The organism is Amycolatopsis sp. NPDC005961 (assembly GCF_040629235.1).
Classification (GTDB): Bacteria; Actinomycetota; Actinomycetes; order Mycobacteriales; family Pseudonocardiaceae; genus Amycolatopsis; species Amycolatopsis camponoti.
Window position 1 is genome coordinate 138,164 of record NZ_JBEXVF010000017.1, and the last position, 23,847, is coordinate 162,010.

At 73.0% G+C, this 23,847-nt stretch carries 19 protein-coding genes and 1 pseudogene; 8 read left to right on the top strand and 12 right to left on the bottom strand.

The features are described 5' to 3' along the window. Positions 1 to 18 precede the first annotated feature (18 nt). The 3 genes from ABZ342_RS18290 to ABZ342_RS18300 all read right to left on the bottom strand — a co-directional run bounded on the left by ABZ342_RS18290 (position 19) and on the right by ABZ342_RS18300 (position 3,425). Positions 19 to 1,146, bottom strand: a complete 1,128-nt coding sequence (locus ABZ342_RS18290; protein ID WP_155543794.1) for a DICT sensory domain-containing protein — start codon at positions 1,144 to 1,146, stop codon at positions 19 to 21. Between the two features lie 82 nt (positions 1,147 to 1,228). After that, a complete protein-coding gene (locus ABZ342_RS18295; protein ID WP_360474193.1) occupies positions 1,229 to 2,725 on the bottom strand; it encodes a cryptochrome/photolyase family protein in 1,497 nt (498 codons plus the stop codon). 10 nt (positions 2,726 to 2,735) lie between these two features. Further along, entirely contained in the window at positions 2,736 to 3,425 is a 690-nt protein-coding gene (locus ABZ342_RS18300) for a TetR/AcrR family transcriptional regulator (RefSeq protein ID WP_360474195.1), read from the bottom strand. Between ABZ342_RS18300 and ABZ342_RS18305 the strand changes: the two are divergent. Beyond that, positions 3,388 to 4,038 (top strand): annotated as a pseudogene (locus ABZ342_RS18305) (ABC transporter ATP-binding protein); the annotation flags it as partial. The gene ABZ342_RS18300 and the pseudogene ABZ342_RS18305 sit on opposite strands and share 38 nt — an antisense overlap. Here ABZ342_RS18305 and ABZ342_RS18310 read toward each other — a convergent pair. Beyond that, positions 4,017 to 4,463 (bottom strand): MarR family winged helix-turn-helix transcriptional regulator, encoded by a 447-nt coding sequence (locus ABZ342_RS18310; protein ID WP_360474197.1) that lies wholly within the window; start codon positions 4,461 to 4,463, stop codon positions 4,017 to 4,019. The pseudogene ABZ342_RS18305 and the gene ABZ342_RS18310 sit on opposite strands and share 22 nt — an antisense overlap. Before the next feature lie 54 nt (positions 4,464 to 4,517). Here ABZ342_RS18310 and ABZ342_RS18315 point away from each other — a divergent pair, with 54 nt between their 5' ends. Together ABZ342_RS18315 and ABZ342_RS18320 are read left to right on the top strand one after the other, a co-directional pair. Further along, entirely contained in the window at positions 4,518 to 4,952 is a 435-nt protein-coding gene (locus ABZ342_RS18315) for a nitroreductase family deazaflavin-dependent oxidoreductase (RefSeq protein WP_360474199.1), read from the top strand. After that, on the top strand, positions 4,949 to 6,145 hold the full coding sequence (locus ABZ342_RS18320; RefSeq protein WP_360474201.1) for an FAD-dependent oxidoreductase: 1,197 nt from the start codon (positions 4,949 to 4,951) through the stop codon (positions 6,143 to 6,145). The genes ABZ342_RS18315 and ABZ342_RS18320 overlap by 4 nt, the downstream gene beginning before the upstream one ends. Here the strand turns inward: ABZ342_RS18320 and ABZ342_RS18325 are convergent. Beyond that, positions 6,115 to 6,576 (bottom strand): SRPBCC family protein, encoded by a 462-nt coding sequence (locus ABZ342_RS18325; RefSeq protein ID WP_360474203.1) that lies wholly within the window; start codon positions 6,574 to 6,576, stop codon positions 6,115 to 6,117. The genes ABZ342_RS18320 and ABZ342_RS18325 overlap by 31 nt on opposite strands. Positions 6,577 to 6,658: 82 nt before the next feature. Here ABZ342_RS18325 and ABZ342_RS18330 point away from each other — a divergent pair, with 82 nt between their 5' ends. After that, complete coding sequence (locus ABZ342_RS18330) at positions 6,659 to 7,096, top strand: DUF4383 domain-containing protein (RefSeq protein WP_360474205.1); 438 nt, start codon at positions 6,659 to 6,661, stop codon at positions 7,094 to 7,096. Here ABZ342_RS18330 and ABZ342_RS18335 read toward each other — a convergent pair. Continuing rightward, positions 7,047 to 8,288, bottom strand: coding sequence for a glycosyltransferase 87 family protein (locus ABZ342_RS18335; RefSeq protein ID WP_360474207.1), 1,242 nt, complete (start codon positions 8,286 to 8,288; stop codon positions 7,047 to 7,049). The genes ABZ342_RS18330 and ABZ342_RS18335 overlap by 50 nt on opposite strands. 95 nt (positions 8,289 to 8,383) lie before the next feature. Here ABZ342_RS18335 and ABZ342_RS18340 point away from each other — a divergent pair, with 95 nt between their 5' ends. The 3 genes from ABZ342_RS18340 (at position 8,384) to ABZ342_RS18350 (ending at position 11,040) form a co-directional block, all read left to right on the top strand. Beyond that, positions 8,384 to 8,611 (top strand): hypothetical protein, encoded by a 228-nt coding sequence (locus tag ABZ342_RS18340; RefSeq protein ID WP_155543788.1) that lies wholly within the window; start codon positions 8,384 to 8,386, stop codon positions 8,609 to 8,611. 81 nt (positions 8,612 to 8,692) lie between these two features. Continuing rightward, the gene (locus tag ABZ342_RS18345; RefSeq protein ID WP_230862560.1) at positions 8,693 to 9,820 is read left to right on the top strand and encodes an acyltransferase family protein; all 1,128 of its coding nucleotides are present in this window, start codon (positions 8,693 to 8,695) and stop codon (positions 9,818 to 9,820) included. Positions 9,821 to 9,840: 20 nt separating this feature from the next. Next, positions 9,841 to 11,040: a cysteine desulfurase-like protein gene (locus ABZ342_RS18350; protein ID WP_360474210.1), complete on the top strand. Its 1,200-nt coding sequence runs from the start codon at positions 9,841 to 9,843 to the stop codon at positions 11,038 to 11,040. A 67-nt stretch (positions 11,041 to 11,107) separates the two neighbouring features. Here the strand turns inward: ABZ342_RS18350 and fusA are convergent, their stop codons facing one another. From fusA to ABZ342_RS18375, 5 genes are all read right to left on the bottom strand, one after another. Then, entirely contained in the window at positions 11,108 to 13,048 is a 1,941-nt protein-coding gene (fusA, locus tag ABZ342_RS18355) for an elongation factor G (protein ID WP_360474212.1), read from the bottom strand. Between the two features lie 310 nt (positions 13,049 to 13,358). Then, positions 13,359 to 14,798: a M4 family metallopeptidase gene (locus ABZ342_RS18360; RefSeq protein ID WP_360474214.1), complete on the bottom strand. Its 1,440-nt coding sequence runs from the start codon at positions 14,796 to 14,798 to the stop codon at positions 13,359 to 13,361. A gap of 315 nt (positions 14,799 to 15,113) precedes the next feature. After that, on the bottom strand, positions 15,114 to 16,766 hold the full coding sequence (locus ABZ342_RS18365; RefSeq protein ID WP_230862559.1) for a helix-turn-helix domain-containing protein: 1,653 nt from the start codon (positions 16,764 to 16,766) through the stop codon (positions 15,114 to 15,116). Positions 16,767 to 16,818: 52 nt separating this feature from the next. After that, the gene (locus ABZ342_RS18370; protein ID WP_360474217.1) at positions 16,819 to 18,342 is read right to left on the bottom strand and encodes a hypothetical protein; all 1,524 of its coding nucleotides are present in this window, start codon (positions 18,340 to 18,342) and stop codon (positions 16,819 to 16,821) included. 219 nt (positions 18,343 to 18,561) lie between these two features. Next, the gene (locus ABZ342_RS18375) at positions 18,562 to 22,170 is read right to left on the bottom strand and encodes a discoidin domain-containing protein (RefSeq protein WP_360474219.1); all 3,609 of its coding nucleotides are present in this window, start codon (positions 22,168 to 22,170) and stop codon (positions 18,562 to 18,564) included. A gap of 230 nt (positions 22,171 to 22,400) precedes the next feature. On the opposite strand from ABZ342_RS18375, the gene ABZ342_RS18380 reads away from it, so the two are divergent. Further along, positions 22,401 to 22,835, top strand: coding sequence for an SRPBCC family protein (locus ABZ342_RS18380; RefSeq protein ID WP_360474221.1), 435 nt, complete (start codon positions 22,401 to 22,403; stop codon positions 22,833 to 22,835). 8 nt (positions 22,836 to 22,843) lie between these two features. Here the strand turns inward: ABZ342_RS18380 and ABZ342_RS18385 are convergent, their stop codons facing one another. Continuing rightward, positions 22,844 to 23,713, bottom strand: a complete 870-nt coding sequence (locus ABZ342_RS18385) for a MerR family transcriptional regulator (RefSeq protein WP_155543781.1) — start codon at positions 23,711 to 23,713, stop codon at positions 22,844 to 22,846. Positions 23,714 to 23,847: the final 134 nt, after the last annotated feature.

Here is a 23,847-nt window from a genome sequence, read left to right on the forward strand (position 1 = left end):
GTTATACGAAAGCCGCCGTCAGCGGAACCAGACGCCCGCCGCCATGCCCTGCCGCTCCGGCGCGATCGGGAGCGACCCCTGGTTCGGCGGCCACAGCGTCACCGCCGGGATCTCGCGCAGCTGGGCACGCAGCTTCTGCAGCGGCAACGGGCGCCGGCGGGTCAGCAGCGTCGTCGTGCGGGGGTGCAGGTCCACGAACGGGTACGTCGCGTGCAGGGCCGCCAGGCGGCGTTCCAGGTGCCGGCTGCGGGACGTCAGCTCCGCGCCCGGCACCGCCGGCTGGACCACCAGGAACTCCCCCGGCCCGAGCCGGACCGCGCGGTCGAGCGGGCGCAGTCCCGCGCGGAGCAGGTCCGCGATGTTCTGCTCGGTGTGCATCCGGATGCGGGTGCCGTACCGCCGTTCGACCGCCGTCAGGTCGTCCACCGCGACCAGGACCAGCCCGAGCGGGACCGTGTCGGTCGCGTCGCCGAGCCACCGCGTGAGGCCCGCCAAGGTTTCGAGCCCCGTGTCCGGGTCGACGGCCGGGCCCGGGACCGCCGGCGCCGAAGCGCGCGCGTCGTCCAGCCGGGAGGCGACGTGCCGCAGTGCCGCCTCGGCGCGGCTCTCGATGTCGACCGCCGCGGGCGTTTCCACCGAGGCCAGGACCTCGCCGACCGTCCGCCGGACCGCCGGGGGCAGCCGGTCGCCCATGGCGTCACGCAGCCGGACGACCTCCGCGTACGCCTCGTCCCGGCGCAGGCCCCAGCGGCCGCGGAACAGGCGCGCCCGCTCGACTGAGGACGCGTTCGGGTCGACCTCGTCCATGTCCTGCGCGACGACCGAGGCCCCGAACGTCGGCGACAGCACCGCGACCGACCACTCCCGCGCCATCGGCTCGTCGGGCCGCAACAGCACCGGCGTGACGCCGTGCGGGAGGTCGGGCCGGCCGGAGTCGACCATGCCGACGACCGTGACGGCCGCTTTCCGGGCGATCCGCGCGTAGACGTCACGTTCTCGTTCGAAGTACGGCAGCCGCTGGAACAGCGCGAACACCACGGTGTCGGCGCCCGACCCCTCGGCGAGGGCCGCGCGCTCGACCGCGTGGGACGCGGTCACCAGAGCGCGTTTGGACAGCACGCCAGCGCGCTGGTCTGCGTCGGGCACGAGGATCGCCTTCGCCGGGGAAAGGGAGGCAATCACCGTAAAAGAGCGAAGCCCGTCCGGCTAGCTACACAATGGTGTGAAATCAGAAGTGGCGACGGTCAGCCTCACGGGCGACGACCTCGTCACGGTCAGCGAGCCTTTCCAGGCCCCGCAACGGCTGCCGCATCCGGTGGTTGTCCCGCAGCCGACCGGCGTTGCGGTCGAGAAACGCCCAATAGCCCGCGGTGAACGGGCACGCGTCCGGCCCGGTCCGCTTCTTCGGGTCGAAGACACAACCGGGGCAATGGTCACTCATCCGGTTGATGTAGGCCCCGCCGGCCGCGTACGGCTTGGTCCCGACGATCCCGCCGTCGGCGTACTGGCTCATGCCGATCACGTTCGCCGGCATCACCCACCCGAACCCGTCCACGAAGGCGGTGGCGAACCAGCGGTTCAGCTCGGCCGGGTCGTACCCGCGCTGCAGCGCGTGGTTGCCGAGCACCATCAGGCGCTCGATGTGGTGGGCGTAGCCGCGGTCGCGCACCCCGGCGAGCGCGGTGCGCAGGCAGGCCGCTTCGACGGCGTCCGCGTCCAGGGAACGCCACCAGTCCGGCAGCTCGTGGTGCGCCCGCAAAGCGTTGCGCCGCAAGTAGTCCGGCCCTTGGTACCAGTACAGGTGCCACACCCACTCGCGCCAGCCCAGCACCTGCCGGACGAACCCTTCGACGCTGCTCAGCGGCGCGTCGCCGGCCCGGTAGCGCTCCTCGGCCCGCCGCACGACGTCGACGGGGTCGAGCAGGCCGAGGTTGAGCGGCACCGAGAGCAGCGCGTGCGCCATCGCCCAGTCGTGGGTGAGCATCGCGTCCTGGTTCGGGCCGAAAACGGGCAGGCGGTGCTCGAGGAACCGGCGCAGGGCACGGTCCGCTTCGTCGTGACCGACGGCGAACCGGCGCGGGCCGTCGACGCCGACCGGGTGGATCTTCCCCGCCCGCTCGGCTTCGTCGAGCTCCGCGCGGACGCGATCGTCGATCTCGTTTTCCCGCGGGTGCCAGGGCGCGGGCACGTCGAGCCGGGTGGTCTTCGGCGGCGGCTGCCGGTTGTCGTGGTCGTAGTTCCAGTGCCCGCCCGCGGGCCCGCCGTCCGGTTCGAGCAGCACGCCGAACTTCCGCCGCTGGTCGCGGTAGAAGTCCTCCATGACGAACCGCGCGCGGCCGTCGGCCCAGGTCTTGAAGTCCTCTTTGGACAGCACGAAGCCGGGCGTCGGCAGGATGTCCGTGACGACGCCTTCGTCGCGCAACCGCCGGACGAAGGCGTCGGCGGCGTGCGACGTCGGCTCGTGCACGACGACCGGCCGCCCGAAGCGGCGCAGGCCGGTGCGGTAGTCCGGGGCGTCGACCAAGGTGACGCGGTCGCCGAGGTCTTCGGCGAGCCGGTACAGCGCGGCCTGGACCAGGTGCAGTTTCTGCCGGTGGAACGGCTTGCCGGCGAAGGCCGCGGCCGAGCGGATCAGCAGCACGTCGCGGTCGCGCTGCTCGGGGGTGCGGTGGAAGTGCGGCCCGAGCTGGTCGGCGAACAGCCAGAGCGCGGGCTCGTTTCGCATGGCCGGAACGCTAACCCGGTTCGGGCGGCTCCGCACGTCCGGTCAGGTAGGCGAGGGCGAGTTCCGTCGTTTCGCCGGCCCACGCGGTCCAGGTAAGCCCGTCGGGCCAGAACCGGCTGCTGGCCGCCCGGTGCACGCACGAGCCGATCACGGTGCGCGCGGCCGTTCGCAGGGCGAGCGCGGGATCCGGGCGTCCGACCTCCTCGACGCAGGGGTGCGCGGCTTCGAGGAAGGCCTGCTGGATGGCCGCGAGAGCGCGCAAGCCGCGATCACGCCCGTCGGCGCGCTGCCCGTCGAGCAGCTCCGGGAAGATCCGGTCGCGGGTCGCGAAGGTGCGGGCCAAAGCCGTCGTGAAGGCGCCGACGACAGCACGCAGCCCGGGCTCCGCCGAGCGGAGCGCTTCGCCGACGCCGGCTTCCAACTGCCCGAGAAGCTCGTCTTTCACGGCGTAGAGCAGCTGGTCCTTGCCCGAGAAGCGGCGGTAGATGGCCCCGACCGACAGCCCGGCCCGCTCGGCCACCGCGCCGACGGTGAACTCCTCGAGGCCGCGCTCGGCCAGGACGTGTTCGGCCGCGGCGAGCACCTTCTGCAGGGACTCCCGGCTGCGAGCTTGCTGCGGCGGGCGGAACCCCGGCTGCGCGGACGGCTGACGCACCGAGGCCGGCGGCGCGATCGGCACCGAGGCGAAGGTCCCCGTCATCGAGGCACTGCGGGACATCACGCTGTCAATGGGCGACGGCGACCGCGTCGGCCTGGTCGGGCACAACGGCGCGGGTAAGTCCACGCTGCTGCGGCTGCTTTCCGGGATCTACGAGCCGACCCGCGGCAGCGCCCTGGTCACCGGCCGGATCGCGCCGGTGTTCGACCTCGGCGTGGGCCTCGACCCCGAGGTTTCGGGCCACGAGAACATCCTGATCCGCGGCCTGTTCCTCGGCATGTCCCGCAAGCAGATGGAGAAGCGGGTCGACGACATCGCGTAGTTCACCGAGCTCGGGGACTACCTGCGGCTGCCGTTGCGCACCTACTCGGCCGGCATGCGGGTCCGGCTCGCGCTGGGCGTGGTGACCACCATCGACCCCGAGATCCTCATCCTCGACGAGGGTCTCGGCGCGATCGACGCGGCGTTCCTCGCCAAGGCTCGCTCGCGGCTGGTGGAGCTCGCCCGCCGGGCCGGGGCGCTCGTGTTCGCGTCGCACTCGGAGGAGCTGCTGCGTGCGCTGTGCACCAGCGCGCTCTGGATGGACGAAGGCCGGATCCGCGCGAGCGGGTCACTGGACGAAGTCCTGGCGGCCTACCGCGGCTCGGCGGCGTAAGCGCGCAAGACCTCCGTCGTGTCCCCGAGGAACTTCGCCACCACTTCGGCCTGTCCCGGCTCCAGCTCCGCCGTCAGCCGGGTCACCGCGTCGACCAAGGGGGCGAGCGCCGCGCGGACCTCGGTGCGGGCCGCGTCCGCGATGACCAGCGTGACCCGGCGGCCGTCGCTGGGGTGGCGGTCGCGGCGGACGTGGCCGGCGGTCTCCAGGCGGTCGACCAGGACCGTCGCCGACGCGGAGCGGATCTTGAGCGCGTGCGCCAGGTCGACCGTGCCCATCGGCGTGCCCGCGGCCAGGTGCTGCAGGGCCTGCACGTCGGTCGCGCCGAGGCTCAGGCGCCGGGCCAGGGCCAGCTGGACGTCGTGGGCGAGCGCCAGCAGATCCCGGAGGGCGAGGTTCACCCGGAACGCGACGCTGTCTTCCACTCGCCCATTCTAGGGTAGCTAGACAATCTAGCTAGTTTTGCTACCGTGAACCGGGTGGACGTGCGAGCGATGAACGCCGAAATGACCGCCAAGCTGATCGACACCCCCGGCGAGGCGCCGCCCGAAGGCGGGTACGCGCTGCGCGTCGTCGAGACCCGCGGCCGCAGCACCGGCGAGCCGCGGCGGGTGCCGCTGGCCGTCGTCGCGCGGGACGGCGGGCACTACCTCGTCTCGCCCGTGCGCGACCGCGACTGGGTCGCGAACCTCCTGGAAACACCGGACTGCGCGCTGCTCGCCGCCGGCGAACGCCAGGACTGCCGGGCCGAGACCGTCGACGGCGACGAGGCCGCCGGCGTGGTCGCGACCTACCTGGCCGCGATGTCGGTGCCGTGGGCCGTCCGGGCGTTCCCGGTCCCGCAGGACGCGACCCCGGCCCAGATCCTCGAACACGTGCCCGAGATGGCGGTTTTCCGATTGGACACGGCGTGAGCGTCGCGATCGCCGGTGGCGGTCCCGGCGGGCTGCTGCTCGGCTACCTCCTGGCCCGCGCCGGGATCGAAGTCACGGTCCTCGAAGCGCGCTCCGACTTCGACCGCGACTTCCGCGGCGACTCGCTGCACCCCTACACCCTCGAGCTGCTCGACCGGCTCGGCCTCGCCCAGGACCTGCTGGAGCTCGACCACTTCAAGGCGCGGTCGTTCCGCTTCCACACGCCGTCCGGCGTCTACAGCTGCGCCGACTACGACCGGCTCGACACGCCGTTCGGGTACGTCGCGCTGATGCCGCAGGTGCGGTTCCTCGACTTCCTCGCCGAGCGGGCGGCCGCGCTGCCGTCGTTCACGCTCCGGACGAACGCCAAGGTCACCGGCCTGCTCGAAGCCGACGGCAAGGTGACCGGCGTCCGGTACCGCGGCGGCGAGCTGACGACGTCGCTGGTCGTCGGCGCGGACGGGCGCTTCTCCACCGTGCGGCGCCTCGCGGGCCTCGACGCGAAGCCGCTCGGCGCCACCACCGACGTGCTCTGGTTCCGGCTCCCGCGCTCACCCGGCGACCCGCCCGACGCCGACCTCGACCTCTACTTCGGGAGCGACGCCTACGTCGGCGTCCTCGGCGGCGTCCGCGACTGGCAGGTGGGCTACAGCATCGAAAAGGGCGCGTACCCGGCGCTGCGCGAACGCGGCGTCGAGCCGATCCGGGCGTTCCTCCGCGACCGCGTGCCGTGGCTGGCCGACCGCGCCCACCTGCTCACCGGCTTCGCCGAGACGACCTTGCTTTCGGTGGACATCTCCCGCGTCGAGCGCTGGTACCGCCCGGGTCTGCTGCTGATCGGCGACGCGGCGCACGTCATCTCCCCCGTCGGCGGCAACGGGATCCTCATGGCGGTCCAGGACGCCGTCGCCGCGGCGAACCGCCTGATCCCCGCGCTGCGCGGCGGCGACGCCGGCCCCGAGGTCCTCGCGGGCGTCCAGGCCGACCGGATCCGCGCGATCGAGCGCGTCCAAGCCGACCAGGTGCGGGTCGAGAAGCGGGCCGCCGCCGCGCGGGCCCGCGGTCGCGGCGTCGCACCTCCCGCCCTGCTCAGGCTCCTGTTCGCCGTCCCCGCGCTCCGCACCCGGGGCGCGCGCACCAACGCCTACGGGCCGTTCCCGCCTCAGCTCGACGAGTCCTTGCCGGCGTCGTAGGACGTCCAGCCACCCTCGCCTTCGGCCGCTTCGACGTCGGCGTCGGCGCTCGCCGCGTGCGTCATCGCGGCCACCGTCTGCTCGAGGCCCTGCTGGACCTCGCCGTTCCCGGCCTCGCGGACGCTGTGCAGCGTCACGGTGATCTCCGACGACGCGGGGCCGTCCTCGGCGATCCGGAGTTCGCCGTGGTAGTCGTCGGGTCCCTCCGCGCCCCAGGAGAGCGAGCGGTTCGCCGTGTCGGTGTGCAACCACGCCTCGCCGGTGACGCGCTTGCCGTGGACCTCGGCCTCGACGTGCACGCTGTCGCCGCCCTTCGGCTCGGCGACCTTCATCTGCGGGAAGTACCGCGGCAGGTTCTCGGGGTGGCTCAGAAACGCGAACAGCTCGTCGGCGGGGATGTCGGCGGTCGCGCTGTGGCGGTACTCGGTCATCGTCTGGCTCCTCGGTCCGATTTCGTCCCGGTTACCCCGGAAACGGTGCATTAAAAGGACGCGCGCGGGGAATCCGGGAAGCATGACCGCCACCGACCCCGAGACCCGCGCGCCGAAGCGGGGCCCCGAGCCCGTCCAGGGCATGGGCATGCTGATCGGCCTGCTGTTCCTGATCCTGGGCGCGCTCGAGCTGATGCCGGGGGTCTCGGTCGGCGAAGGCGCCTCGCGGGCCCTGTTCGGGGTTTTCGCGGTGTCGGGGGCGTGGACGCTGGTGCACCTGCTGACCGGCGCCGCCGCGGTGTTCTGCACGCGTTCGTCGCGCGCGGCCGCCCGGTTCCTGGTCATCGGCGGAGCTTGCTACGCCGTGGTCGGCCTCGCCGGGCTGCTGCCCTTGCCTCAGGCGGTCACCGACACACTGCCGCTGAACACCGCGGGGATCTGCCTGGACCTGGCGTTCGGCACGGCGATGCTCATCCTGGGAGCGGGCTGGCTGTGGCGGCGGCCGGCACGGCGCCGCTGAGGTCGTCCGCCGACCGGGGGAACCGCACGAGCACCGCCGTGACCAGCATCGCGAGTCCGAAAAGGACATAGCCGTTGCCGGTCAGCTGCTGCGCGAAGTTCCAGTCGCGCTCCACCTCACCACCGCGCGGCCACCACCACTGCGGACCGGAGACGAACAGCACGGCACCCACCCCGGCGACGGCCGCGAACGCGCGCCGCCGGGTGCGGCGGGCCAGCCCGGCCCAGCCGAGCAGCACGACCACGGCCCAGACCCAGTGGTGCGTCCACGAAATCGGCGACACGAGCAGTCCGCCGACGGCGTTCAGGCCGAGCGCGACGACCGTCTCCCCCGCGGCCAGCGCGCGCCGCACGCCCACCGCGGTCAGCACGAGCACGACCGCGACCAGCGGCAGCCACCACGCCGTCCGCGCCTCCGCCGGCACCCCGGCCCTGGCGAGCAGCCCCAGCAGCGACTGGTCGCCGGCGTAGGTCGGCTCGCCGACGCGGCCGGTGTCCCAGAGCGCGCTCGTCCAGTACCGCACCGAGTCCGTCCCGGCGAGCAGGAAGCCCAGCGCCGTCGCGGCCAGGAACGTGACGACGCCGGTGACGGCCGCCCGCGTGTCGCGGCGGAGCAGGAGATACAGCAGGAAGATCGCCGGGGTCAGCTTGATCGCGGCGGCGAGGCCGATCAGCAGGCCGCGCGGCCACCGCGGGGTGTCGACCAGGACGTCGAGCACCACGAGAGCCAGCAGCAGCAAGTCGAGCTGCCCCGCGTACACCGTGCGCAGGACCGGTTCGAGCACCTCCGCGGCCAGCAGCAGCGCCCCGACCCGGCGCCAGTCGCTGCGCGCGCCCAGCGCGCGCAGCACCGTGACCAGCACCAGCGCGAGCAGCCCGAGGGTGCCGACGGTGACCACCAGGCACGCGGCCCAGTACGGCAGCACCGCGAGCGGGGCCAGCACGATCGCCGCGAACGGCGGGTAGGTGAACAGCAGGAACTGGCCGTCGCCGGTGCGCGGAAGCGTGCCGTACAGCGCGTCGCCGCGCAGCAGGGCCGCCGAGCCCAGGCGGTAGACGTCGAGGTCGACGCGGTACGCGGGGAACCGCCACCGGCCGTCGTTGTACGACACGAGCAGCGCCACCAGCACGAGCGCCTGGGCGCCCAGCAGCACGTACGCGTTCCCCAGCCTGGCCCGCACCCCTCTGATCATCCCTCGCATTCTGTCGGGTCCGCGGGGGGACGCCATCCGGGAAACCCCCGGACCGCACCCCGAAAACCGCTTGCCCGCCGTGCCAGCCTGGGCGGATGGGGACACCGACCGGCTTCAGCTACCGCATCGACGAACACGGCACCGTGACGATCACCCACCACGGCCGTCCCGCCGGGACGCTGCGCGGGTCCGCCGCCGCCCGCTTCCTGGCCGCCGCGGACCGCGGGGACGACCAGCAGCTGCTGATGGCCCGCGCGACGGGCAACTACAAGCACGGCAACGAGCGTCAGGCTCGCGACCACGCCCGCAACCGCGGGCGCTGACCGCCGGCTCGGCCGAAAGCCCCGGCGCATTTCCGCCGTTCGGGCCAGGCACGGAAGCCGGATGGGCTAACATCCCGATCCGTGCCGATCTCGTCAAAAGTTCACGCCAACCCCAACACCGGCTTCGCGTGGCTGAGGATGATCGGCGCGATCACCGTCATCGTCGACCACAGCATGCCCCTGCTGCACCCGCAGCGGCTGACGATCTTCCCGGCGTCCTGGCACATGTCGCCGGGCTACATCGCGCTGATGGCGTTCTTCGCGATGAGCGGCTACCAGATCCAGGACAGCTGGGCGCGCGACCCGTCGTGGTGGCGGTTCTCCGCGCGACGCCTGCTGCGGATCATGCCCCCGCTCCTGGTCGTGGTGCTGGTGACCGTGTTCGTCATCGGGCCGCTCGTGACGACCGCGTCCGACTACTGGACGAACCTGCAGACGTGGCGCTACCTGGTCGGCACGACCGTGCTGTTCTACCTGCAGCACGTGCTGCCCGGGGTGTTCACGGACAACCCGTACCCGTGGTCGGTGAACGGCGCGATCTGGACGCTGCCGATGGAGCTGCTGGGCTACGGCCTGGTGCTCGTCGCCGGCCTCGTCGTGCTGGCCGGCGCGACGCGCTGGGTGTTGGTCGTCGTCCTCGGCGGCCTGGTCTACGCCGACACCGTGCTGCGTGCGACGTTCGAATACCACGGCGCGGGCGGTTCGCTGCTGTTCGTCCCGATCGGGTCGACGGTGTCGTTCCTGGTGCCGTTCGCGCTCGGGATGGTGCTGCACGGCTTCCGGGACAAGATCCCGCTGCGACCGTGGGTGGCGGTGGTGCTGTTCGCCGCCTACCTGGCGCTCAGCCAGACGCCGGCCAGCCGGTACCTGCTGGCGGTCAGCGCGTCCTACGGCGCGATCACGCTCGCGATGCACTGGCCGAGGAAGCTCGAGGCCGGTGGGCCGCACGTCTACGGGAGCTACGGCACCTACATCTGGGGCTTCCCGATCCAGCAGCTGCTCATCCTCGCCGGCGTGCGGCAGGTGTGGCTGCTGATCCTGCTGGCCGTGCCGGCCTCCTACGTCGTCGGCCGGCTGTCCTGGGACTACGTCGAGAAGCCGACGCAGCGGCTGCGCCGGTACCTGCGGCCCCCGGCCCCGGTCCGGCTGCCGGTGGCCGCCCCACCCCAGCTGCCCGTCACCGCGGCCACGCCCCTCCGCAGATCCTGACTTCCTGGCACGCTGACGCCATGAGCTACGACGTGCAGACGATCCGCAAGCACTTCCCCGCCCTCGCCGCCGCGCACTTCGACGGACCGGGTGGCTCGCAGGTCCCCGATGTCGTCGGGGAGGCGGTGGCGGGGACGCTGTGCTCCGGGATTTCCAACCGCGGCGTCGTCACGGCCGCCGAGCGCCGGGCGAGCGCCGTGGTCGCCGAGGCACGCCAGGCCGTCGCCGACCTGCTCGCGGCGGACCCGGCCGGGGTCGTGTTCGGGCGCAGCATGACGCAGCTGACGTACGACTTCTCCCGCGCGCTCGCGAAGAACTGGGGCCCGGGCGACGAGGTCGTCGTCACCCGCCTCGACCACGACGCGAACATCCGGCCGTGGGTCCAGGCCGCCGAGGCCGCCGGCGCGACGGTGCGCTGGGCGGACTTCGACCCGGCGACCGGGCTCCTGGCGACGTCGGCGGTCGCCGGGCTGCTGTCTTCGCGGACGCGGCTGGTGGCGGTGACGGCGGCGTCGAACCTGCTCGGCACCCGGCCGGACATCCCGGCGATCGCGGCCGCGGTGCACGAAGCGGGCGCGCTGCTGTACGTCGACGGCGTCCACCTGACGCCGCACGCACCGGTCGACGTCACGGCGCTCGGGGCCGACTTCTACGCCTGCTCGCCGTACAAGTTCCTCGGGCCGCACCTCGGGCTGGTCGTGGCGGCGCCGTCGTTGCTGAAGACGCTGCACCCGGACAAGCTGCTGCCGTCGACCGACGCCGTCCCGGAGCGGTTCGAGCTGGGGACGTTGCCGTACGAGCTCCTGGCCGGGACGACGGCGGCGATCGACTTCCTCGCCGGTCTCGTGCCCGGGTCCGGCTCGCGCCGCTCGCGACTGGTCACTTCGCTGACGGCGCTTTCGGACCACGAAGACACCCTGCTCGCCCGGCTCGACGCGGGGTTGGCGGCGATCCCGGGCGTGACCCGGTACGGGGACCCTTCGCGCCACCGGACGCCGACGGCGCTGTTCGCGGTCGACGGGGTCGCGTCGCAGGCGGTGTACGAGCACCTCGGGACTCAGGGCGTGAACGCACCGGCGGGGAGCTTCTACGCGATCGAGTGCTCGCGGCACCTCGGCCTCGGCGACACGGGCGCGGTACGGGCGGGCATCGCGCCGTACACGACGGAGGCGGACGTCGACGCGCTGCTCGCCGCCGTGAAGTCACTCCCCCGGAACTAGGCCTGCCGCGGCTGGTCGTGAGTGAGAAACAGCGTCGGAACCCTGTTCCTCACTCACGACCGACCGCTTACGGCACCGGGGCGTACCCGGCGGGCCGGGCGGTGAACGTCCCCCGGCCCTGGGTGCGGCTGCGCAACCGGTTCGCGTAGCCGAACAGCTCCGCCACCGGGACCGTCGCCGTCACCAGCGCCGTGCCGCCGCGGACCGCCGAGCCGGCCACCCGGCCGCGGCGGGCGGCCAGGTCGCCGAGCACGCCGCCGACCGCGTCGGCCGGGACCGACACGACCACCTCGGCGACCGGTTCGAGCAGCCGCATGACGCACGCCCGCAAGGCTTCCCGCAGGCCGAGCCGTCCCGCCGTCCGGAACGCCAGGTCCGACGAGTCCTTCGGGTGCGTCGTCCCGTCGGTCAGCACCACCCGCAGGCCCGTCACCGGGTGCCCGCCGAGCGGTCCGTCGGCCAGCGCGTCCCGGCAGCCGGCCTCGACCGCGCGGACGTACTCGCGCGGCACCCGGCCGCCCACGATCGCCGAGGCGAACTCGAACCCCTCGGCCGCCGGTGCGACGTCCAGGACCACGTGGGCGAACTGGCCCGCCCCGCCGTCCTGCTTGACGTGCCGGTACAGCAGCCCGGTCACCCCGCGGGCCACGGTCTCGCGGTGGGCCACCGAAGGCCGCCCGACCGCCACGTCGACCCCGCGATCGCGCCGCAGCTTCTCCACCGCCACCTCCAGGTGCAGCTCGCCCAGGCCGGACAGCACGGTCTGCCCGGTCTCCGGATCGGTCCGCACGACCAGCGACGGGTCCTCCTCGACGAGCCGCGCCAACGCCGACGTCAGCCGCTCGCCGTCGCCCGCCCGGCGGGCCTCGACGGCCACCGAGACCACCGGGTCCGCCGTCGGCGGCGGCTCCAGCAGCACCGGGGCGTCCGGCGCGCAGAGCGTGGCGCCGACGCGCGCCGCCTTCGGCCCGGCCACCGCCACGATGTCGCCGGCGACCGCACTGTCCACCGGCTCGTGCCGATCGGCCTGCACGCGCAGGACGCGCGCGATCCGCTCGGTGCGCCCCGCGTCCCGCACCTGGTCCCCCTTCCGCAGCGTTCCCGAGTACACCCGCAGGTACGTCAGCCGTCCGGTGGTCGTCGCGACGACCTTGAACACCAGCGCGGCCAGCGGCGCCGCCGGGTCGGCGGGCCGGTCGGCGCGCACCGGCGGGACGTCCGACGGTGACGGCAGGTAGGCCACGACGGCGTCGAGCAGCGCCTCGATCCCGCGGTCACGGTAAGCCGCACCGCACAGCACGACGAGCCCGTCGCCGCTGAGCGTCAGCTCCCGCAGGGCCTTCTCCAAGGTCTCCGCCGAGATCGTCCCCGTGGCGCAGAACTCTTCCAGCGCCAGCGGATGCAGCTCGGCGACGGCCTCCTCCAGCACGCGACGGCGTCGTCGCGCTTCGGCCGAGGCGTCCACCGGCGGGCGCACCAGGTCGACGACGCCGGTGAAGCCGTCCTCGCGCCCGATCGGCAGCTGCACGACCAGCGGCGCCGGGTGCAGCCGCGCCCGGATCGACGCCACCGCCGTGTCGAGGTCGGCGCCCGCGCGGTCGAGCTTGTTCACGAAGGCGATACGCGGCACGCCGTGGCGATCGGCTTGGCGCCAGACGGTTTCGCTCTGCGGCTCGACGCCCGCGACGCCGTCGAACACGGCGACGGCGCCGTCCAGCACCCGCAGCGCCCGCTCGACTTCGGCGGTGAAGTCGACGTGCCCGGGGGTGTCGATGAGGGTGAGCCGGTGGCCGGCCCACGCGCAGCTGACGGCCGCGGAAAAGATCGTGATGCCGCGGTCGCGTTCCTGCGGGTCGAAGTCGGTGACGGTGGTGCCGTCGTGGACCTCGCCCGTTTTGCGGGTGGTTCCGGTGCGGTGGAGGATGCGTTCGGTGAGGGTGGTCTTGCCCGCGTCGACGTGGGCGAGGATGCCCAGGTTGCGGACGGTGGTCAGGTCGTGGGTGCGCATGGCGCGGTCCTTCGTGGCCGATCCTGGTCAGGGCGGCGCGATTCCCCGCGACGCACAGGTCCACAAAGGACGCGTCACGGAGTCCGGTGCGTGCCGCGCGGCAGGCACCGGGAGCGCGAAGACACGAGGATCACCTCGGACCGCGGACGGGAGACGACGGCGACGCGCACGGCCGGCTCCCTTCGTTCGACGCGATCTTGGACTCCGGGCAGCGTAACGGCGGATTTCCGCGCCGCCAACCGGATTTCCGCCCGGAAACGCCGAAGACCACCCCGGTCGTCCGGGGTGGCCTTCGGTCTTCAGCGACGGATCAGCTGGGGTCCTGGTCCAGCTGGGTGGCCTTTACGGCGTTGGCCACCTGAGTGCAGTCGTCGGTGGTGATGCCCGCCGTGCCCGCCTTGGCGAGCGCCGCGCAGGAGGAGTTCAGGGCTTCGCCGACGTCCTTGAACGTCGCGCTCGGGGTGAGCGTGTTCTCGACGCCCCACCAGATCTGGACGGACTTGTCGAGACCGAGGCCCCGCACCGTCTGGTTGTTGAACGTGTCGCCGTCGGTGATCAGGTAGTCGGTCTTGTTGACGACGCCGTCGTTGATGTGCTCGTCCGGGTTGTTCGTCTGCCAGCCGGGGCCGTTGACCATGTCCGGCTGCGGGGAGAGTGACGAGCGCGGGTCCTTCATGTTGCGGATCGCGCCGAGCGACGAGCCCGCGCCGAGCAGCCAGCGGTTGTCGCCGGTGTCGTTGGGGTCGTTCGAGGTGATGCCGATGAACTTGCCGAAGACGTCCGACAGGCCTTCGTTGATCGAGTCGGCCTGGCCGCCGCTGAGCCCGGAGGTGTGCTGGGTGACGCCGTGGGTGAGCTCGTGGCCGGTGATATCGTCGGTGGTGACGCCCTCGCCGAAGGCCATCTGCTCGCCGTCCCAGAAGGCGTTCGCGAACGGGCACTCGCCGTCGACGCAGATCCGGACGGTGCCGCGCAGCGCCTTGCCGGTGCCGTCGGAGAAGTCGGCGCCGATCAGGTTCGTCAGGTCGACGCCGACGTACTTCTGGTAGAAGTCCGAGGCCTGGCCGAAGAAGTCGTAGACGTGGTTGACGTCGGCGACGCTCGACTCGGCGCCGCCTTCCTTGCGGGTGACTTCGAACGAGGTGCCGCAGCGCACGGATTCCGTGCTGCCGCTGACCACCTTGTGGTTCGCGTCGCAGACGTCGCGGTTGGCCTCGCGCACCTCCGACCACGAGGTGAGGACGTCCGCGGTGCCGGCCTTGACGACCTCGGTCCACTTGTCGTTCAGCTTCTTGCCGTGCACGGTGACCTGGTACGTCGGCACCGCGACGCCGTCGCCCTTCGCGCCGCCGAGGGTGGCGTCGTACCAGTACGCGCGCGGCGCGTCGGCCCTCAGCGTGGCGGCGGCGAGGCCGGTGCGCTTCGCGACGTCCGCGATGGCGGCGTCCGAAGCGCCTGTCGCGGTGGCCGGGAACGCGCCCGCCGTCTTCTTCGTGGTGCGGCCGTGGGTCGCGAGGACCGCGCCGGCCTTGTCGCGAATCTGGACCAGCTGGCCGCCGAACACGGGCACGCCGTCGATCTCCTGCTGCGACCGCACGACGCTGCCGAACGGCATCGCGAGGGAGTTCAGCGCCTGCATCGACGGCTGCGCGATGGTCGCGTAGGCCGGCGAGCCGGTCGTGAGCAGCGAAGTCACGACGACAGCCGCACCCACCGCCGCCGTCCCTGCGATGACCCGTTTGCGTGACACCCGGTACACCTCCGTGGAAACTTGATCACCTGACGTGAAGTCCGTGCAGGTTCACATGCCCCGAAGGTGTCGCACACCGGTCGAAAGTAGGTAACCGACCAAGTGTGGTCCAGAAGTCGGTAGTTAATCACCGACATTTCGGACGCCGCACGTGCTCGAAGAGGCATCACGCGTGTCCAGAAAGGCATGACGCGTGATTAGCGGGGCATCACCCGTGATTGGCGGGGCATCGCGCTGATGCCCGTCACACGCGTGATGCCCTTCGGATCACGCGAGATGCCCCTCGGATCACGTGAGATGCCTGGTGGCACACGGTCAAGAGGCGGGTGGGGCCACCACGCGGAGCTGGAGCATCGCCGCGAAGCGCGCTTCGGGGTCCGTCATGTCGAAGCCGCCGACCTCGGCGAGGCGGCGCAGGCGGTACCGGAACGTGTTGGGGTGCACGTGGACCGCGGCCGACGCGGCGATGACGTCACCGAAGGCGTCGAGCCAGGCTCGCAACGTCTCGACCAGGTGGGCGTGGTGCTGCTCGTCGTAGTCCAGCAGGCGCGCGACCGGGCCGGTCGGGCGGTCGCCGCGGGCGGCGACCAGGTCCTGCAGCTCCAGCAGCAGCGCCTCGACGTGCACGTCGGCCAGCGACGCCACCCGGCGGCCCGGACCACTGCCCGACCCACTGCCCGACCGCAGCACCCGCAACGCCCGGTCCGCGCTGTCGCGGGCCTCCGGCAGCTCGGCCGCACTGCGCGCCACCGGCCCGATCCCGACCACCGCCCGGACGCGGTCGCCCACCCGGTCCAGGAAGTCGTTCGCGATCCGGAGGGCGCGGCGCTCCCCGTCGGCGTCGCGGGTCACCGGCACCAGCCCGTACGCGGTGTCTCCGACGAGCGCCGCCGCGCAGCGCGGGTGCACCGCGGTCAGGTGCATCGCCAGGCCGTCGGCCAGCCGCTGCCGTTCGGTGGCGAGTTCGGCGTCTTCGGCGCCGTTCTCGAGCACCGCCAGCGCCAGCACGACGACCGGCTGGTCGGCCAGCCCCAGCCGGCTCAGCGCCTCTCGGGCCGCCGCCCCGCCCTCGAGCGCCGTGCTCACCAGGTCAGCGCGCAGCCGGCGTTCGACGTCGGCCCCCGCCCGGACGCGCAGGAGGTGCAGCGCCACCAGGCGGGCCGCGTCGCAGAGGGCCTGCGTGCGGTCGGGCGTCAGCGGCTCGCGCACGGCGGCCCAGATCGAGCCGAGGATCTCGTCGCCGGCCCGGACCGCCACGGCGACGCGCGGGATCGTGAAGCCGTCAAGGCTTTCGGGCGGGCGGTCGACGTACACCGGCTGGTCGCTGCGGTAGAGCTCGCGGAACACGCCGCGGTCGGCCAGCATCCGGGAGAACCGCTCGGGCACCTGCCGTCCCAGGATGGTCTCGACCCGCGACGGGTCGGCTTCGTCCTGGCGGCCGGAGAACGCGAGCACGCGCGAACGGCGGTCCTCGATGGTGACAGGGGCGTCGATGAGCGCCCCGATCGCGTTGGCGACGGCGAACAGGTCGCCCGAGGGCAGCCCGGCCAGGGTTTCGGGCTGGGCGTCGCCGACGTCGCCTTCGGCCAGCAGCGACCGCAGCATGGCGGCGAGCTGGGCCCAGGACGCGCCGCGCGCCAGGGCCAGCAGCGCGACGCCGGTCTCCTCGACGGCGGCGGTGATCGCCGCGGTGACCGTGACCGGCGCGCGCAGCACGAGCCCGGCCGCGTCGTGGCGGGCCAGGGTCCGCAGCTGGCGCACCACCTCGTCCGGTTCGGCGAGGCCGACGCCCAGCATCAGGGCGTGCTGGGGCAGGGCGGGCTCGTCGAAGGGGTCGTGGATGGCGACGCCGCCGATGCCGCCGGGGCGGTCGCCGTCCCCGAGCACGAGGTCCAGGAGCGTGCCGCCCAGGTCGTCGAGGACGCGGCCGAGGCTGGCGTGCGGGCGCAGGTTCACCGAAACGAGCACCTCCCGAAGCTAGGCGCGAGAACGTCAGCCTAGTTCGTCCGGCGGCACGAAATCAGTATTCGTTTTGGTCGTCGGCGACGAACTCCTCCCACCAGGGGATGATCCGGAAGGAGGCGTCGCCGAGCCCGCGGAAGACGCGCCCCGCGACCTCGGGTTCGTACCCGCTGTGGCGCCGGGTCTCCCAGACGTAGAGCGGGACCCCGGCGGGCACGTCCGGCGCCTCGTCGAACTGCTCGGTGACGAGGACGACGCGATCGTGCCCGGTCGGGCGGTCCGGGGTGCCGCAGAGGTCGGTGGAGTGCCAGCGGATCAGGGCGTGCAGCGGCGACTCGTCCGGGTCGAGCGGGAACCGCCCGCCGCCGAGCACGGCGAGGTCGGCGTCGTCGCACCGCTGGGCGAGGGCGATCCCGAAGACGATCCGGGCGTCGCTGCCCGGTTCGACGACGACGAGGGTGCGCCCGCCCAGCCGCGGGACGGCACCGAGGCTGTGCCGGGCACCGGCGGCCAGCGCGGGTTCCCACCGCCGGCTGTCGACCGCGCCCCAAGCGGCGGCGAACCGCAGCGGCCCCAGCCCGGAGGCGCGGACTTCGGCGGGATCGGCAATCCGCGCGGCGACGGCCATGGCGGTCTCGAACCCGATCCCGGCGGCGTCGAACCGGCGCAGGTGGGCGAGGAGGAGGGTGAGGGGAAGGTGCGGGATGAGCGGTTCCAGCCGGGCTCGGGCGCTCGGGTCGGCCACCAGATCGGACACGGGCAGGGCGGCGACGAGGGTTCCGGCGTGCGACGAGGCCCCGGCGTGCCGAAGCCGGGCGAGCAGTCGCCCGGGTGGCGGCTGGCCACTACCCGACCGAAGCCCGGCGACGACCTGCATCGGCCCGACCGCCGTCGCAAGATCGATTGCTGTCCCGGCAGCTTGGCCTACCAGCAGCCGCTCGGGCGAAAGCGCCCGGCTGAGCGGATCCGCGATCCGCGGCAAGCCCGCCCAGCTGCGCACCAGCGGCAGCGTCGCCGGGATCGTCCGCACCTTCCCGTGCCGCCGGGCCAACGCATGCCGGAACAGATCGCCCTGCTCACGATCCCGGGCCCGCGGGTGGACCAGCCTGATCACCTCACCGAACCGCAACGGCCGCGGTGTCCCGATTCCGCCGTACCGAGGCAGGTCACCCTGAACGAAGCCCACTTCGAAGTGGTGACCACCGTCGTCGTACGCCACCAACGCCGGCTCGTCGTACAGGTGCGTCACCGCGTCCGCCACCGCGCGCTTCACCGGCTTCGGCAGCGACGGCCCGTGCGCCGCCGCCCAATGGGCCAGCAGGTGGCCCGGGTCGTCGGCTCGGTGCAGCACCGAGGTGATCACCTGGCGCGACACCCCGTGCTCGCCCCGCTCCAGCCGTCCGGCCACGAACGCCGCCGCCCCGACCAGTGCCGGGTAGCGCATCGGGGTCGCCGTGCGCAGCCAGCGCAGGAAACCCGGTGCCCACGCCGGATCCGCGCGCCGCAGCAACGACACGTAACGCTCCCGGGCCGGGCGTGGCCAGGCGAAGAACGCGTCCTCGTACGCCACCCTGGCCAGCACCAGCCGGTACAGCTCGTCGATGACCCACCCCTCCCCCGTGCCGGGCCCGCGAGCGAGGAGAACCGAGACCCGGATCGGCTCCGGGCTGGTCGTCGGCGGACGGTGAGGAGAACGCGCGGCACCCCTCCACTCGCTCCGGATCGCGACCCACAGCCACGCACCGGAACTCCTCGCTCGCGGGCCCCGCGAGCGTAGCGGCGGGGTCCGACAAAAACGCGGCTAGATCACCTTCGCCGCCACGTTGTAGGCCTCCACCAGCAGCCGGGCGTTCGGCACGCGCCGCCGCGGCTCGACGCGGACCGTGCGGCTCTCCCCCGGCAGCAGCCAGAAGTAGTTGTCGCCGTAGCGGGTCGGCAGGACGCGGTCAGTGCCGTTGCGCTCGCGCAGCGACAGCCGGATCATCGCCGCGACCGTCTTGCCGTCGTTGCGGATCGTCGCCGTGTACGCGTCGCCGTCGGCCTTCAGCGACGACGTCAGCCGCGCGCCCGGGAGCTGGTTGAGCGCGCGCATCGCCGTGTCGCCGCGGTAGCGCCAGTACGTGTTCTCCGACAGCACCGCGCCGCGCGCGTCGGTCAGGGTCAGGCGCAGCAGGTGCAGGTCCGGGTGCGCGGCGTCGAACGGCACCGTGAACGCCGTCGCGCCGACGTTCGCCGCCACGTCGAGCTTCTGCTGCTGCGCCGCCCCGAGGGTCGCGCCATCCAAGGAAAACAGCCGCGCGGTGACCGTCACCCCGCCCAGCGCGGCCGGCGTGTGGTTGACGACCCGGACCTGCCACGTCGTCAGGTCGGCCTGCACGTGCCGGGCCTCGCAGCCCTTGCGCGCGCCGTAGTAGCTGCCGTTGACGTCGAGGTCGTAGTCGTAGGTCTGCCAGACCGTGCTGTGCCACGCGGGGTGCGACATCCACAGCAGCACGCCGGTGGCGTCGGCCCACAGCCTCGTGTTCCACGCCTCGAAGATCGCGCGCATGCTCTCGTAGTTGACGAACTGCGCCTTGCGGCAGAACTCCGCCAGGCTCGTCGACGGCGCGAGCCGCGCGTCGATCGCCGCCAGATAGCTCTGCGGCGACTGGTTGCCAGCCGTCGACCAGTCGTGCAGGAACCACGGCGCGCCGATCGGCCAGCCCGGGTCGCCCTCGCCGACGAGGTTGCGCATGCTTTCGACGACCGAAACGGTCGGCAGCCCGATCTCGCTCCAGAACCCGTACTTGCCGCCGGTCGCCTCACCCGTGAAGTACCGCTTCGGGTCCTGCCAGTAGTAGGGCCCGTCACCGGTGATCACGCCGCCCGCCGAGTTGCCCTGGTACAGCAGGTCCGTGTTGTCGTGGACGATGTCCCGCAGCGCGTTGTCGATGGCCGGCGGCGGCGTGCCTTCGTTGCAGCCGAACCAGACCGTCGCGCACGCGTGGTGGCGGTAGCGCAGCACGGTGTCCTTCGCCTGCGCGAGGAAGATGTCGTGGTTGGCCGGGTCGGTCGACCAGCCGTCCCAGAACTCGTTCCACAGCAGGATGCCGTACTTGTCGCAGGCGTCGAACAGCTCCTGGCGGTACGACGAGCCCACCCAGTTGCGGATCAGCGTGAAGTTCATGTCGCGGTGCATCGCGACGACGGCGTCGGTCCGCTCGGGCGTCATCCGGCGCAGCAGCTCGTCCCAGCCCCAGCTGCCGCCGCGGGCGAAGATCTTGACGCCGTTGACGAGGAAGGTCAGCGGCTTCGGGCTGTTGTCCACCGACGCGGCGTCGGTCCACGTGTCGCCGTCCTGCGACACCTGGATCTTGAACGTCGCCGCGTAGGCGGTCTCCCAGGTCAGCACGACGCGGTCGAACGCCGTCGCGGCGCCGAGGTCGACCTGCAGCCACTGGTTGTCGTCGTAGGCCGACGTCCAGCGGGTGTTCGGGTCGCCGTCGAAGGCCCGCTCGGGCGGGTTGCCGTCGGCCACCGACAGCGACGTCGCGGTCTTGCCCTGGGCCAGGTCCGTCCCCGCGTTCGCGCTGTCGACCACGGACATCGTCCAGAGCGAGAATCCCCAGCCCGTGGCGCGCTTGAGCCCCTGCATCCGGACGAACCGGGCGTTCTGCGGCGCGAGGTCGACGGACTGGGTCGCCCGGCCGTCGGCGATGACGATCGGCAGGTCGTACTGGTAGCCGATCTGGCGCAGGCCGATCTTCGACGTCCGCCGGTCGCTGGTCGCCGCGCCGATCGCGGCGGTGAGCGTGAGGTCGTAGAGGTTCGGGTCGCCGTAGCCGTTGGGCCACCACAGCTTCGGGTTCTTGACCTGCTGCGCCGGGAACACGACGTCGGTGGTCTGCCCGGCCGGGACGGTGACCGTGGCCGACACGTTCACCGGGCCGAAGGCCGCGCTGACCTTGACGCGCTGGGCCGTCGGCGCGGCGTTGCGCACCGGCACGGTGAGCGTCACGACGGCGGTGGCGGCGTCGGGCACCTTCGTGTCGACGCGGACGTCGCCGAGGACGGCGGCGCCGGTCGAGCGCAGGCGCACGTGGTCCCAGATGCCGGACGCGCGGTCGCGCACCGCGGGCATCCAGTCCCAGCCGGACACCGCGAGGTAGGTCGGCGAGTTGTCGAACATCGTGCTGCCCGCGTCGACCCAGGAGCTGCCGTTCGGGCCCTTGTCGCTGGGGCTGCCGGGCCGCGGCATCGGCGAGATCTTCACGGCGAGGGCCTGGTCGCCGGTGCGGCGCAGGGCGGCGGTGACGTCGTAGGCGCCGCGGCCGAACGGGTGGCTCTGGGTGCCGATTTCGGCGCCGTTGAGCCAGATCCGCGCTTCGTGGTTGACGCCGTCGAACTCGAGCCAGACGTGCCGGCCCGCCGAGGTGTCGAGGCCGCGCGGGAGTGAGAAGCGGCGGCGGTACCACCAGGCGTGGCGCGACAGCGCTTCCGGGACGTGGAGCTGGTTCATGCCGGAGACCGGGTCGGGCAATTGACCCTGTTCGACCAGCGACGCCAGGACCGTGCCGGGAACGGTCGCCGGGAGCCAGCCTCGGGTGTCCACAGTGGACCCGGACAGCGCCGTGCCGTCCCCGGTCGGCGCCCAGTCGTCCATCGTGAGGACCCAGCCGGACTCGAGCGGCACGGTGCCGTCGGCCGCGACGGAGAGCGCGGGCGGGTCGTCGTGCGGGCGGACCGGGAAGCTGGTCCAGCCGTGCACCGCCGGCCGGTTCTGCGGGCCGGTGCCGAACACCTGGAAGCCGTTGAGGCCCAGGGGGTTGGTCGTCGAGCGGCTCGCCGCGGTGAAGCGGACCCAGCGCGCGGTGACCGCGGTCAGCGGGATCGTGACGACGCCGCCGGTGCCGGCGTCGGTGTGGTGGACGGTGCGCCAGGCCCGGCCGTCGCCCGAGACGTCGAGGTCGAACGCCGTCGCGTAGCTGGACTGGATCTCGAACCCGCTGGTGTGGCTGCGGGAAGCGGTGCCGTCGAAAGCCGGGTCGCCGGGCCGGGCCTCGAAGGTCAGCACGACCGAGTCGATCCGGCACTGGCCCTGCAGGTCGACGACGATCCACTGGCCGTCGCCCGGGGTGGCGCGCCAGCCGGAGCCCCTGACGCCGACCTGGGCGAGGCCGTCGACGGCGAACTCCCCCGGGGTGGCGGCGTAGTCGGTCGAGGACACCTGCACCGGCCGGAACAGGGCCAGGTCGGTCGTCGGCGCCCGGCCGTCGGCGGCCACGGGCGACGCGGACGCGACCCCGGGCAGGACGGCCGCGAGACCGAACCCGGCCAGCAGCCCGGTCCCGGCGGTCAGGAGGTGGCGCCGCGAAACGGCGGCCACCTCCGCGGGCTCGACATCCGCGGTGATGCCGTACTCCTCCGCCATGCGAACTCCGATCTGAAAGCGGCGGCCGGACCTGGCGGGGTGGCGCCGCGAGCGGGGATGACAACGTTGCCAGGAAGCTTCCGCCGCGCGCGCCGGAAGCGTCAAGAAGACAAGGCAGACAAGAATTCCGAATACTTGACATCGTTGTCTGCGGAACCTTCGGCGTGCCCCGCTGAGCGGTGCCCGTTACGGTTGCAACGGCTGCGCAACGAACCGATCCAGGAGGTCCGATGGTCCAGGTCGAACGCACCGTCACCGTGCGCGCGCCGGTCGCGCGCGTCGCGGAGTACCTCGCGGACTTCGCGCACACGGAGGACTGGGACCCGGGCACGGTGACGTGCACCCGCACGGACACGGGCCCGATCACCGTCGGCGCCGAGTGGCACAACGTGTCGGAGTTCCGCGGCCGCCGGACGGAGCTGGACTACCACCTGACGCGGCGCGACGCCGGCCGCGTGACGTTCGTGGGCCGGAACAAGACGGCGACCTCGACCGACGACTTCGGCCTCTCCGCGGGCCCGGACGGGACGACGGTCCGCTACCGCGCGACGATCGTGTTCCACGGCTGGGCGAAGCTCGCGAGCCCGCTGCTGAAGCGCGAGTTCGAACGGCTCGGGGACGCGGTGGTGCCGGAGCTGACGCGGGTCCTCGACGGACTGGCGTGAAGCCGGAACTACGCCTCCGCGTGCGCCACGGCCAGCTCGACCGCCGAGGCCAGGTCGTCGACCCTGGCGAAGCCGCGGTCGCCCAGGTGCTCCCAGCCCGGCCCCGCCATGCCCACGACGCGGCCGAGGTCGCGCACGCGGGCGGCGAGCAGGTCGTCGGCCGTCGGGGCCGCCAGGGACCACAGCAGCACCAGCACCGGGTCGAGGCGCGCCGCCAGGTCGGCGACCGTCTCGGCCGGCACCAGCTGGCCGAGGTAGGCGACCGGCACCCCGGCCTCGGCCAGGGTCGCGCGCAGGGCCTCCATCGGCAGTGAGTGCCGTTCGGCGGGACAGCACGCCAGCAGGACCGGCCGGCCCGGGACGGCCGCCGGGAAGCGGCGGCTGAACCGCTCGTACGCCAGCGAGATCTCCGTCGTCAGCGCCCATTCCGACCCGAAGCAGACGTCGCCGCGCTGCCAGCGGTCGCCGAGGCTGCGCAGGACCGGAGCGAGGACCTCGGTCCAGGCGGCCGCCGGGCCGAGCGTGCCGAGGGTTTCGTCGATCAGCCCGGCGACCGACGCGGATCGCAGCTCGTCGGCGGCGTCCTCGAGCTCGCGCACGCGGCGGGCCGGAGGCACCTCGGGCGGGCCGGCGGACGAGTCGCCGAAGGCCACGGCGGCGGCCTCCCGCACGGGCATCCCCCGGGCGACGAGCCGCTGCATGTGCTGCAGCCGCCGGACGTCGGCGTCGGAGTAGCGGCGGTGCCGTCCGGAAGCCGGGGCCGACGGACCGATCCCGTACCGCGCGCTCCAGCTGCGCAGGGTCACCGGCGAGACGCCCAGCAGCGCGGCCACCTTGCCCGGCGCCCAGGCACCCGTCTCGATGTTCTTCGGTTCCACCGTTCCCCTTCGCCTCGCTCGCCGCAGCTTAGCGACGACGAGGCCACCTGACCGGCAGGGACACCGTGGCCACGCCCGGCGCGGAGATCGCCGGCCGGGTCTCGGGGACCGCCCGGCGGAGGTCGGCGAGGGGA

Excerpts from the sequence above, each read along its gene's own strand:
- ABZ342_RS18295 (WP_360474193.1), bottom strand. The coding sequence starts at position 2,725 with ATGCGAAACGAGCCCGCGCTCTGGCTGTTCGCCGACCAGCTCGGGCCG.
- ABZ342_RS18300 (WP_360474195.1), bottom strand. The coding sequence starts at position 3,425 with ATGACGGGGACCTTCGCCTCGGTGCCGATCGCGCCGCCGGCCTCGGTG.
- ABZ342_RS18325 (WP_360474203.1), bottom strand. The coding sequence starts at position 6,576 with ATGACCGAGTACCGCCACAGCGCGACCGCCGACATCCCCGCCGACGAG.
- ABZ342_RS18330 (WP_360474205.1), top strand. The coding sequence starts at position 6,659 with ATGACCGCCACCGACCCCGAGACCCGCGCGCCGAAGCGGGGCCCCGAG.
- ABZ342_RS18335 (WP_360474207.1), bottom strand. The coding sequence starts at position 8,288 with ATGATCAGAGGGGTGCGGGCCAGGCTGGGGAACGCGTACGTGCTGCTG.
- ABZ342_RS18340 (WP_155543788.1), top strand. The coding sequence starts at position 8,384 with ATGGGGACACCGACCGGCTTCAGCTACCGCATCGACGAACACGGCACC.
- ABZ342_RS18350 (WP_360474210.1), top strand. The coding sequence starts at position 9,841 with ATGAGCTACGACGTGCAGACGATCCGCAAGCACTTCCCCGCCCTCGCC.
- fusA (WP_360474212.1), bottom strand. The coding sequence starts at position 13,048 with ATGCGCACCCACGACCTGACCACCGTCCGCAACCTGGGCATCCTCGCC.
- ABZ342_RS18375 (WP_360474219.1), bottom strand. The coding sequence starts at position 22,170 with ATGGCGGAGGAGTACGGCATCACCGCGGATGTCGAGCCCGCGGAGGTG.
- ABZ342_RS18380 (WP_360474221.1), top strand. The coding sequence starts at position 22,401 with ATGGTCCAGGTCGAACGCACCGTCACCGTGCGCGCGCCGGTCGCGCGC.